Raw genomic sequence first — 11,528 nt, 5'->3', positions numbered from 1 at the left:
TTTACTCTATTTTAAGTAAACATTGATTTCAACTTGTCTTTAATCGCAACATAATTTTAAATAAGACTCTGCTTTAAGTAAATGTTTATTTCTAAATATCTTGGGGAATATTTATGTGTTATTGTTTCATGAAAAAGAAAAATCCATACAAAGTTAGCTAGAAAAAATTCTTACATACTTATAAATATTTAGAAACACTAAGGGAGTATATCAAAAAGATAAATTTAATTTCCTTTTACATAATCAGTTATTTCTTTAACTAATTTATCATTTAAACCATTACTACAATTTAAACCTATACTTTGAAATTTTGATATTGTCATTGTAATATGATAAACTCCCTCATCATTAGTTTTTATGATTTCAAAATCTTTCAAATCCTCAAATTTAATCTTAGTTAAGATTTTTTCAATTTCTCCATGTTCAAAATCTCTATACTTAGACTTGAAACAAATTATTCCATTAGAAATTTCAAGAATCATTCTGCAAGGTAATCCACTAATTGGCAACATATAATCTGTAAGAGCAGGTATATTATATAAAAGACTTTGTTTCGCTACCCCCTTATTATCAAGATAAACCATAAATTCATATTTTTTCTCATTATTCTCCATACTATTTACCTCACTTCTATTATTTTATATATTGGCTCTATTTAAAAACATTAAATGTATTTTATGTTAACAAATTTACTTTTTGTTAAATTATAACACAAATTTCTCTTTATTAATAGAACTTAAACACAAATAGGAGTGAACACTCTTAAATGTTCACTCCTATTATAAAAGCTCTAATAATATTTTTAATACATTTTAAATTAGTCTCTGTTTAAATACTAATTTAAAAGAACTTTATATATATCTTTTAAATCACCATTGATTCCTAGATATATATGAAAGCCCCTCTTAATGAGTAATTTAATTTTTATCCTGTGGTAAATATACTACTATCCTTGTACCTATTCCTTTTCTACTTAGTACACTAAAGTATCCTTTATGATTATCAATTATCCATTTTGCTATGGATAACCCAAGACCTGTTCCACCATCTTTCCTAACTCTTGCTGTGTCAGCTCTAAAGAAACGTTCAAATATATGAGGCACATCATTTGCATCCATACCTATCCCATTATCTTGAATTGAGAAATAGGCTTCTCCTTTAGAATCCTCACCAACTTTAAGGGTTATTTCTTCCCCCTTCTCTGTATATTTAGCCGCATTTTCAACTAATATTCTTGCGGTCTGCTTAAGGAGGTTAAAATCACCCTTAATAGTTACATTTTCTGATTTAATATAGTTATAAACATGATTATTATCTATCATCTTAGACTCTTCAAAAACTTCATCCATCATATCATTAAGAGAAAATTCTTTTATGGTAAGCTGAGTTTTTCCATTAACACCTCTAGCTAGGAATAATAACTGTTCCACTAGATTTTTCATATTTTCAGATTCACTTTTTATTGCTTCAATGGATTCTTCTAATACGCTCTCATCATTTTTTCCCCATCTATCTAGCATATTTGCATATCCTTGAATTACAGATATAGGGGTTCTGAGTTCATGAGATGCATCTGAAACAAACCTTGCTTGCTGTCTATATGACTCTCTCATCCTATCCAAAAGCTTATTTATTGCATCCTCTAACCCTTGAAGTTCTTCATCATCTATGTGTATTCTTTCATCAGATGTTACAGGACTTATTTTTGATATAGCATCTTCAAGACTCTGAAATTTCTCTTCACTAAAGTCCATATTACTAAGTCTATTTGCTGTTTCTGCTATTTCATTAAGTGGCTTTAACACCTTTCTTATTTTTGCTGTGCCAAATATTATTTCTTCTAATAAAAATATTCCTTCTATTATTCCTAAAATTAAGATTATTTTTCTAACAAAGTATAAAAAAGTACTTGCCTCTTTAACCATTGTCTTTCCATTGCTCCAAACAACTGTGTAGTTTGAATTTTCTATAGGAAAAAAGTTGAATGATCTTTGTGCATTTTCTACTAAACTTCCATAGAAATCTTTTTCAGCCTGAACACACCAAAGAATAATTAAAATAGCCATTAAACATATGTCAATTACTAGAAACTTCAAAAATAAATCTCTAACAGAAATAGCATTAATCTTTATTGCAATAGAACTAACATTTTTAGGTTTATTACTCTTACTCATCTTTTATTACATACCCTACACCACGTACTGTAGTTATTATTTTAACCTTAAAAACATCATCAATCTTTGTTCTTAAATATCTTACATAAACATCTATTACATTTGTTTCTCCAATATAGTTATATCCACATACTTTCTCTATAAGCACATCTCTACTTAATACTATATTTTTGTTTTCCATTAATATTTGAAGCAAAGTAAACTCTCTATTAGTTAATTCTATTTCTGTACCATCATATGTTACCTTATGTCTCATTTTATCTAAAGTTAATAATCCACAGCTTATTACATCTTCATCTATTTTACCTTTAACTACTCTCTTTTTAAGAGCTGTTCTTATTCTTGCAAGCAATTCTTCTATGGCAAAGGGCTTTGTTATATAGTCATCTGCACCAGCATCAAGACCTGAAACCTTATCCATTACAGCGTCTCTTGCAGTAAGCATTATGATTGGAACCTCAGAGTTTCTTCTAATTCTTCTTAAAACTTCAAGACCATTTATTTCGGGAAGCATAACATCAAGAATGATTAAGTCTGCTTCTCCTCTTTCTGCAATTTCAAGACCAGTTCTCCCATTGTTTGCTTTTATTACTTTATATCCTTCATGAAGAAGCTCTAATTCTATGAATCTTGCTATCTTTTCTTCATCTTCAACTATCAAAATATTAACCATCAATTCCCCTCCTTAAGTGAACTTCAAAACCTCCAATTTAGCATAATATTTCTGCTTTAATTTCATAACTCTAAATTAAATACTTTAACTCTATTAGCGTATATGCTTACCAAGTCTATCTTTTATCTTTTTAACTATTTTTGATAATTCACTGAATACTTTGTTTATTTTATCAACATTAACCTTTTTAGAAGAGGCTAAAAATTCTACATCAAAGAATAGTCCAATAAACATTAGCGGTATTACTATCCAAAATGCAAAAAATAAAAGAAGTATTATCACTGTAACAGGAATTTTTAAAAGTATTCTGTTGTTTTTTATTATTTCAATGAAAATGTTATTGCAAGTATCTATTACTTTGCATATTTCTTCAAAAAAACCTTCAAATCTATTTTTACTTTTATGACTATTCTCATATTTATCTTCTTTTAATCTAACTACCTCACCATTGTTGTAGCTTTCTTTATATTCATTAGTATAAAATATACTAACTTCAGGCTTCTTCACACTTCCATTTGCTTCCAAATATAACATGGCATCTAGCATATCCCAGTTACTATTTTCTAAAGCCCTCTTAGCCTCTTCATAACTTATATTAGCTTTATCCTTCAACTTGTCTATAAGCTTAAGCCTTTCCATAAATTATCCTCCATATTTACTGGAGCACATCACTCCTATATTGGCAGCAAAACTTTCATCAATTTAATTCTCTCCATAATACTTAAATTATACCATCCACATAACATTTCTACACCACAAAAATAAAAGAGCCTTATCAAAATAACTCTTTAATAAAAGTTTTGATATAAGCTCCTTTAAAATCACTATCTGAAAACTATTTTCCATATGATTCTTTGAAATCTCTTTTCATATTGTCTGCTGAATTTGATGCTTTTTCAAAGATGTTATTTACTCCACCATAGTTAAAATCTTTTCCCGAAAATGAATATTTATATCCAAATAATAATCCTATTAATAGTAATACTATAGCTGGTACTGTTAAGAATATTAATATTAAAGCTGATATTGTTAAGGATATTCTTACTGGTTTTTCATTGGATTTTCTAATCTCAAAGAAATTCTTATTTCCTTTTTTAATGAATTTCCCTATGAACTTAAACATCCTTCCAAGGATTTCTCCAATACCGCCAAACTTTTCATCATGATTTTTCTTACTTTCTTTTTTCTCTTGGTTTTCACCATTTACTTCAAATACAGTAACAGCCTTAACCTCATTATTTTCTATTTTACCTCTTTTCTCTAAGTAGATAATAGCATCTAAAAGGTCCCAATTACATATTTCTAGCACTTCTTGTGCCTCTTCTTCACTTATATTAGCCTTTCTAACTAAAGTATTAATCATTTCATTTCTTTCCATCTATATTACCTCCACGAATTAAATTCATTAATCATCTTGGTTATATAATACTTTTAGAAAATTAATCTAAAATATAAGAAAGATTAAAATTAGATTAAAATTTAAATTCTTTTATTAATTTGGCTATGTTTTAATTAAGTATTGATTTTATTTTTCTTATTATGAAATAGTTTTATTATAATAATTGGCTTCTTCTGCCTCTTTATATAGACGACCTAAGCCATGTCCTGTTTCTGTTTTTTGTAGTATTTTTGACAGAAACCACATATTATCAATATAAATAAACTTCCAGTACTCAAAATCAGATTTACTAGCCTCACAATTTCCTTCTATAACCTCATTACCCTTACTTATGTCAACTATATAATCTATCATTGAAAATTTCACTTCAACCCATATAAATCCATGCTTATTCTCATTGCCTTCAAAGAGAGTCACTATTCTGCATCCTTCAAAGTCTATATCCTTTAATATATTTCTCTTATTAGATTTTTTAAGTTCATCTAAAGTTTTAATATGCTTTTCATATAATCTATCAGAAAGTAAGCATTGAACCTTATGATACTCATCATCAGCCCAAGCATATTGAATATCATAAAACATATCTTCAACCATTCTTTTTAGATAAATAATATTCCAGTTTGGGTCCTTATTACCTAATTCTTTAAGTTTATTACTTTTCTTTTCAACCAATTTCTTATGCTTTGAAAGAGAGGCAGCTCCTAAACATCCTACGCATAAAATTAGTGATCCTGAACCCAATCCAAATAAAAGCGCATACTTTCTTGTATATGTCCAACTTATCTCACTTCCATTATTTTTGCCACTATGACTAAAACTTCCACCATGGCTTCTTCCTCCACCATGACCACCACTATGTCCTCCACCTGCTCTTGCATAAATGCTTTGATTAGGTATTATTAGTAAACATACTAATAATGTTATTATAAGTACTTTTTTATAATTTTTATTCTTTAGCAATATTATGTCTTTCCTCTCCCTTTTATTTAATTTGCAAATTTAATTTTTAAAAATACTATTTTAACTTAAAATCTATTTTATCCTTTTAGACATTGGATGACTTTTATTAAACTTGACTAAATCCCATAAGTTTCCGTATAAATCTTTGAATACTGCAACTGTTCCATAATCCTGCTCTTTAGGATCTCTAACAAATTCTATTCCTATGCTTTTCATTTCATTATAATCACGCCAAAAATCATCAGTTCCAAGGAAAAGAAAAAATCTTCCACCTGCTTGATTTCCTATGAATGGCACTTTTAAATAATTTCTTTTTTCTATGCTTTTCAAGAAAATTTATAGATGAATCTAAACTAAAATAAGCTTTCATCATCATTAGGCGTTCCATATCATCCTCTTATATCCTCCTCTGAATACCACTTTTAATTTTTAAGCATATTATTTATACTAAATTTTACAAACTAATTAGTTCTAGATAACTTTTAAAAATGGCTCTGTTTTAAACCAGTGTTGATTGCTATATATATCAACCCTTACTTAAACCAGAACCTTTAAAATAGCTCCAAACTAAAAAAACTATCCTTTAAAATCTATAAAAAACTCAATTTTATCATAAATCTTAAAGGATAGTTTGTCCACTAATTATTTTAAAGAGTATATTTTAGGTGTAAACTACTTCTTCCCTTTTACATAGACAACTACTTCTTTAGCTAATTCATAGTTTAAACCCTTGTTACACTTTCAATCTATCTAATCCTTAATATTCTTTCTCATGCTTATGTCTATTTTTAAATTATCTATGTATTCTTTGGCTTCCTTTAGCCCTAAACCAGTTAAAATTCTGTAATCTTTTATGGCCTTAACTTCTTTACCATCTAAAATAAGATTTATTAGTCTCTCTTTTTCTTCCTTAGTTACTATATCAGGTAGCCCAACTTGCTCACCTATTCTATCTAAAGTTCTTTGCATACGTAATACATCACTTCTAAGTTGGCTTATTATGCTAACTAAAACAACTAATACACCTACCATAATAACTATCCAAATAATATTTATCTCCATATATATCCCCCTTTACTTTTAGGCTAAAATATCATTTATATATTTTATAATTAAGCCCTATTTTAAATGAGTGTTGATTTCTAGCTATCTTTTCAGACCTAGCTATGAATCAACACTAGTTTTTAAAATAAATTCTAATTTAATTATAGCATTATTTTTTAATCAACCATCACTTAAAACAGAGCCAAAAATTAAAGCTTAAATGCAGTTATAAGGAAACATGCTGCTGTAACAAATGATATTGGAGTCATTACATACTTTTCTTTTTTACTTCTTGATACAAAATTCATAATAGTATTTAAACATAAATAAGCAGCAAAGAATAAGCAAATGTACTTAGTTACCTTAACTGAAAACCATAGTGGAATTAAACCACCTGCTTGTAGAATGATCATAATAGCAAAAAGCTGAATAGCTACTGAAATTATTGCCATAATCCTATACTTTTTAGGTAGTATCCTATGTTGTCCCCCCATTGTAAATTCCCCTAGAGGTAAACCTAGAGCTACCAAAATAGATAGCATAACTATAACCAAAAATAAAATCGCCCCTAATATTGCAAACATATAATTCTCTCCCTTTTTATTCAGATAATCTAATATTACATTCTCATACTAAATATAACCAACAAACTTTTTATTAAGATTTAATACTTTGTTTTAAATCATGTTTGCAGTATGAACAGTTGTTTATATAACTTGTATTACCTTTAGGTAGCTTTGCTTTACATTTGGGACATCGCCAAAGCATGTTGCCTAGTATTCTATATAATATATATGCTGCTATAAAATTATAAATATAAAGTTTAGTTTGAATAAAATTCCTATTATAAGTCTACAAGAAGTTAGCCATTAATATATCCATATCAAATGGAGTTATTCCTTCATCTACTGAGAAGATAATATCTGCCTCTTCCTTAGATTCTACAATTTCTCCTCTTGCTTCAGCATTTAACCTTATTAAATCAAATATGTTTGGTTTTATAATATTAACAATGGACTTCATATTATAAATTAAAGGATTTTTATTAGTTCTCACATTGTTAATTCTTTTATATTCTGACTTAGAAACTGTTATATCACTCCATACAAGTTCTCTATTTTCTACATCAACTATAATTGGCATAGCAATTTGTGAAGAACTTGATATGTCTATCTTGCTTTTAACTGTCCTGGCATCATAAACTTCACCTGAGCTTGGATATTCTCTCTCCATTATTCCAGCAAAGCATTCTGGTATCTCATTAAATGGAACTTCAGTGTAAGAGTTTAGAATCATGGCTACATATTTTATATTATATTTTTTCACCATTTCTACATCTATATCAATGAATTCACTAGCCCCCCCTGGTGCTTCTATAAAATCTCCTGAGTGAACACAATTTAACCTAGTGTCAATCAAGTCAAAGTATCCTATCTCTGAAATCACATTGAAGTTCTTATCATATAACACAGCACTTAAATCAATATCAATTGTAACATCAGTAGGTTCCTTCCAATAAATAAACATTCTAAGCGCCTTACTTTCAGCATTAACTCCAATCCTAGATCCTCTTGCAACAGTTCTAAGTCCTTTAGATGCATTTCTTTGAGACATTGGAACAATAAATTTCTTTAGCTCATCATCTATATAAACCTTTTTAAGAGGCTCTCTTTTGGAGTATATATCCTTCAAATTTTGCTCACAAATACTAATAATCTTTTCACAAGTAGGCCTGTTTAAGGGGGTTAATTTATTTGTCATTCCAAAGGTTCTTGCACGTCCACCCTTTGGCTGAAATACTCTAACATTGAACTCATTAGAGAATCTATGTTTAAAATGCTCTCTAATTTGCAACAATAAACTACTTGGCATTTTATGTGCAACTAACTGAAATGCATTAATAATCTTTTCTTCCCTATAGTTATTAATATCCTTAGCTATACTCTTTAAGTTATCAAGTTCACCTACCAAATCATCATGCACCTCGTAATCTAAACTTGAAATAATGTCTATTATTCTATTTACTCTTTTATCTTTGAAATCTTTATCTAACTTATAGGAAAGTCTTAATGCCCTATCTAATCCCCTACCAAACTCCCCTGGTCTTTTTGAAAGAAGTTCTACCACTTTCTCTAAATTTTTCTCTCTATATGAAGCTTCTAACTTTGAAGCAAATGTGTCTATTTTAATATTATTTCTAAGCTTATTAAAAGCTATATTCGCTTTTTTAAACCTCTTATATTCTCCTGGATGTAACCTTTCACCAAGCCTTATCCATTTATCTTTATATCTATTCATATCCTCTTCAATACTAGAACAGTTTTCTAATAAAGAAAGAATCTCTCTTCTTTCCTTCCTAGAAAAAGATTTAAACTTAGTATTAGTTGATAAACTAATATCTCCATCACTCATAGCTGTTGCCAATCTTAAAACATCAGTAGCTGTTTTGTACTGAGATAATAAATATTCATCCTCTTTTCCCATCAACAAAGGAGTTATATATGTCAATATCTCTTTAAACTTTATCTTGGTAGGTAATAATGCTCTCACGTCATCCATATTATTTATAAACCATTTTATGTCCTCTTTATCCTTTTCTGACAAGCTTCCCTTTGAAGATAATAGGTTTGTTAATATAGTCTGAAAATCTTCTTTTGAGCCTAAGTCTATAACCTTTAATTCAAAACTATCAAGTAAAGGAGTTCTTTCTATCTTTTCATACTCTGGTTTAATTTTCCCGCCTGAAAGATAGTACATAAGTGAATTTAAATAAATTTCACTTTCATCCATTTCCATAAGTTGTTGTGGAAAATTAGGATATATTAGCTTACTCTTAGCATTCTGCCCTATGGCATCACTTAATATTTCTAATATTTCTTTATGAAGCTTAAAAATTTCAATTTTGCTTGTATAACCTAGATGCTCTATAAGTTTTTCTGAGAATGTATAACCAAAGGATTCAATATTTTTTAATAAGGTTGCTATATATCTATCAAGTATAATTCCACTTTCATTATTACCCTTATAATCATTAATAATAATCTTTTGACGTCTATTGAAATAAATCCTATTTATCACTGCATATCACCCCAAAGCAAATTTAAAACTGATCCAATAAAAAAATACTTATATTTCTATAAGTATTTTATATAGGAAAGCTAAATGTCTAGTAACCATCAACCAAAAATAGAAGGAAGACATTTAATAGCCTATTTACAATTATATTCTCTTTATATATATGCTTGATTTAGCCATTGTATTACTACTTTTTTTATATTAATTTTATTTAATACTATTTATCATATCAGTAATTACATTTTCTTCAATGCCTTCTTCTGAAGAATTAACATTAATAGCAAATGTGAAATCTCCATTTGTCCATGTAGCAACATTTACTTTTCCATTATTTCCTTTAGTATTAACTTCTAATCCATTGATATTAACTTTGGTTTCCTCATTATATTTATTATAATCACCACTAATATCATTTTTTCCTTTAGACTGACGGAATACTATCTTATTTTCTCCATTTAAATAAATAACTTCTATAATATTATTTTCTATGGTATAAATAGAATCCTCAACATAACCCTCTGGAATATTTGTAGGTACAGTAGCTTTGAATTGTACTATTTCCTCTGCTTCTCCAAGTGTTTTACACTCTTTTCTAGGATTAGACTGTTCTACAGAATCTTCAGCAACAGTTTTATGGGCACTTTCTTCGCCAGGCTTTTCTTTACTATTCCCACAAGCAGTAAAAGACAATACCATAGCACCGCATATTGCAAAAACAACAAACCTTTTCATATTATAATTCTCCTTCTTTATAATAACTTTTTATCTATATCCACTATACAAACACTTACAATAATATTTTGCATATATCTTAAGTTTATATTATCAATCTATTCCTTATTGTTATATTTAAGTCTATATGTTTTGCATACTTCAATAGTCTATTTGTTCTCTTTAACTATTAATTGCTTTGGATAATCACAATTTTATTCTATTATAGGGAATACTAAAGAAATTTCAAAGCCATCTTTATATTCTTCTGAAACTTCCATTTTAAACTTTAGGCTATGGGCTATTTGATTTGATAGATAAAGCCCCATTCCAGTTGATTTCTTTCTATCTTGTCCTGTATCTCCTGTAAAACCTTTATCAAATAAAAAAGGTAAATCATAGGTGTTAGCTCCTATTCCATTATCTCTTACTTTAAGTGTTATGTTTCCATTTTCTTTATCAGTAGTGCTTTGAAGAGTTATGGATGCTTGTCCACTTTCTTTACTAGCATACTTTATGGAATTGCTTATAATTTGTCTTAATACAAAGGCTACTCCTTTCTTATCTGAAACAACTTTTTCTTCTCCAACTTCATTGTTAATTTTAATTTTCTGCTCTTCTAATAAGTTTTTATACTCATCTAAAACATCATTGCAAATTTCATGAAGTGATATCTCACTAAAAATATAGTCTAAATGGTCAGCTTTTACCCTTGAATAATAAAGCATTCTCTCAATATCCTCTTGCATCTTACTTCTTGAATACTCTAACCTTTGATATATGGGAAGTGAAATCTCATCCTTTCTATTATCAAGAACAAAGGTCATAAGAGCTAGCGGTGTTTTTATTTCATGAGCCCAAGTTTCTATATACTCTTCGTATTCCTTTAGGTTTAACTCCTGCTCCTTAATCTGTTCATCTTTCTCTCTAAGCTTAGAGCCAATTACTCTAATCAGTTCTTTTTCCTCCCCATAAATGGAGTTAAGACATATTTCTTCTTCCTTTAAATTTGGATTTTCTATAAAATCCTTAATACTTTCCATTACTCTTTTTTCCTTATTATAAAGAATTAAGCTTACCAAAGCATATATCAAAACTGAGCCAATTATCATGGTTGGTAGAATATATGTAAAGTCTTCAGCATCAATTAACCAAAGGAAAACTCCAAACATAATATTGAAAATTAAGATTACACCAAACCAGATTCTATATTTAAGTAATATATTAATCAAATTTTTAATCATCTTCTCTTCCTCAAATTCTCTTAATTTAACTTTTCTCAAAATATGAGTTGTATTAAAACAACGCATTAATAGGCTCTCTTTTAAAGCAGTGTTGATTTCTAGATATAGATGAAAGACCATCTTAATGAGCAATTAGAGTTTCATTGTATATGGAAGAATAATAGCGTTAAGAAGCGAAGCTGTTTGACCAATGGGAGTTCTTCGCTTTAGCTATTATTCTGGAATAGACAATAGAAACTCTTTGCAAA

Annotated in this window: 11 protein-coding genes and 1 pseudogene; all 12 read right to left on the bottom strand. The window is 28.5% G+C overall.

Going from position 1 to position 11,528, the window contains the following annotated elements; all coding sequences use genetic code 11:
• Positions 1 to 224: 224 nt before the first annotated feature.
• On the bottom strand, positions 225 to 614 hold the full coding sequence (locus ACQZHJ_RS06770) for a hypothetical protein (protein ID WP_430484783.1): 390 nt from the start codon (positions 612 to 614) through the stop codon (positions 225 to 227).
• 303 nt (positions 615 to 917) lie between these two features.
• Positions 918 to 2,174 carry a sensor histidine kinase gene (locus ACQZHJ_RS06765; RefSeq protein ID WP_430484782.1) on the bottom strand — a complete coding sequence of 419 codons (1,257 nt, stop codon included), beginning with the start codon at positions 2,172 to 2,174 and terminating at the stop codon, positions 918 to 920.
• Positions 2,167 to 2,847 carry a response regulator transcription factor gene (locus tag ACQZHJ_RS06760; RefSeq protein WP_430484781.1) on the bottom strand — a complete coding sequence of 227 codons (681 nt, stop codon included), beginning with the start codon at positions 2,845 to 2,847 and terminating at the stop codon, positions 2,167 to 2,169. Before ACQZHJ_RS06760 ends, ACQZHJ_RS06765 begins: the two co-directional genes overlap by 8 nt.
• A gap of 93 nt (positions 2,848 to 2,940) precedes the next feature.
• Complete coding sequence (locus ACQZHJ_RS06755) at positions 2,941 to 3,486, bottom strand: ubiquitin (RefSeq protein ID WP_430484780.1); 546 nt, start codon at positions 3,484 to 3,486, stop codon at positions 2,941 to 2,943.
• A gap of 196 nt (positions 3,487 to 3,682) precedes the next feature.
• On the bottom strand, positions 3,683 to 4,225 hold the full coding sequence (locus tag ACQZHJ_RS06750) for a DUF4342 domain-containing protein (RefSeq protein WP_430484779.1): 543 nt from the start codon (positions 4,223 to 4,225) through the stop codon (positions 3,683 to 3,685).
• Positions 4,226 to 4,384: 159 nt separating this feature from the next.
• Positions 4,385 to 5,206, bottom strand: a complete 822-nt coding sequence (locus tag ACQZHJ_RS06745) for a TIM44-like domain-containing protein (protein WP_430484778.1) — start codon at positions 5,204 to 5,206, stop codon at positions 4,385 to 4,387.
• A gap of 72 nt (positions 5,207 to 5,278) precedes the next feature.
• Positions 5,279 to 5,500 (bottom strand): annotated as a pseudogene (locus ACQZHJ_RS06740) (VOC family protein); the annotation flags it as partial.
• A gap of 456 nt (positions 5,501 to 5,956) precedes the next feature.
• Positions 5,957 to 6,268: a ribosomal protein L7/L12 gene (locus tag ACQZHJ_RS06735; protein WP_430484777.1), complete on the bottom strand. Its 312-nt coding sequence runs from the start codon at positions 6,266 to 6,268 to the stop codon at positions 5,957 to 5,959.
• Between the two features lie 191 nt (positions 6,269 to 6,459).
• The gene (locus tag ACQZHJ_RS06730; RefSeq protein ID WP_430484776.1) at positions 6,460 to 6,834 is read right to left on the bottom strand and encodes a hypothetical protein; all 375 of its coding nucleotides are present in this window, start codon (positions 6,832 to 6,834) and stop codon (positions 6,460 to 6,462) included.
• Between the two features lie 268 nt (positions 6,835 to 7,102).
• On the bottom strand, positions 7,103 to 9,328 hold the full coding sequence (locus ACQZHJ_RS06725) for a TerD family protein (protein ID WP_430484775.1): 2,226 nt from the start codon (positions 9,326 to 9,328) through the stop codon (positions 7,103 to 7,105).
• 204 nt (positions 9,329 to 9,532) lie between these two features.
• The gene (locus tag ACQZHJ_RS06720) at positions 9,533 to 10,057 is read right to left on the bottom strand and encodes a hypothetical protein (RefSeq protein ID WP_430484774.1); all 525 of its coding nucleotides are present in this window, start codon (positions 10,055 to 10,057) and stop codon (positions 9,533 to 9,535) included.
• A 194-nt stretch (positions 10,058 to 10,251) separates the two neighbouring features.
• Positions 10,252 to 11,319, bottom strand: coding sequence for a sensor histidine kinase (locus tag ACQZHJ_RS06715; protein WP_430484773.1), 1,068 nt, complete (start codon positions 11,317 to 11,319; stop codon positions 10,252 to 10,254).
• Positions 11,320 to 11,528 lie beyond the last annotated feature (209 nt).

Origin of the sequence: Clostridium sp. B9 (assembly GCF_050509515.1) — a bacterium.
In the GTDB taxonomy this organism is placed as follows: Bacteria; Bacillota; Clostridia; order Clostridiales; family Clostridiaceae; genus Sarcina.
The sequence above is the reverse complement of the archived record's forward strand: the minus strand, read 5'-3'. Positions and strand labels throughout refer to the sequence as shown.

Excerpts from the sequence above, each read along its gene's own strand:
- ACQZHJ_RS06770 (WP_430484783.1), bottom strand. The coding sequence starts at position 614 with ATGGAGAATAATGAGAAAAAATATGAATTTATGGTTTATCTTGATAAT.
- ACQZHJ_RS06765 (WP_430484782.1), bottom strand. The coding sequence starts at position 2,174 with ATGAGTAAGAGTAATAAACCTAAAAATGTTAGTTCTATTGCAATAAAG.
- ACQZHJ_RS06760 (WP_430484781.1), bottom strand. The coding sequence starts at position 2,847 with ATGGTTAATATTTTGATAGTTGAAGATGAAGAAAAGATAGCAAGATTC.
- ACQZHJ_RS06755 (WP_430484780.1), bottom strand. The coding sequence starts at position 3,486 with ATGGAAAGGCTTAAGCTTATAGACAAGTTGAAGGATAAAGCTAATATA.
- ACQZHJ_RS06750 (WP_430484779.1), bottom strand. The coding sequence starts at position 4,225 with ATGGAAAGAAATGAAATGATTAATACTTTAGTTAGAAAGGCTAATATA.
- ACQZHJ_RS06735 (WP_430484777.1), bottom strand. The coding sequence starts at position 6,268 with ATGGAGATAAATATTATTTGGATAGTTATTATGGTAGGTGTATTAGTT.
- ACQZHJ_RS06730 (WP_430484776.1), bottom strand. The coding sequence starts at position 6,834 with ATGTTTGCAATATTAGGGGCGATTTTATTTTTGGTTATAGTTATGCTA.
- ACQZHJ_RS06720 (WP_430484774.1), bottom strand. The coding sequence starts at position 10,057 with ATGAAAAGGTTTGTTGTTTTTGCAATATGCGGTGCTATGGTATTGTCT.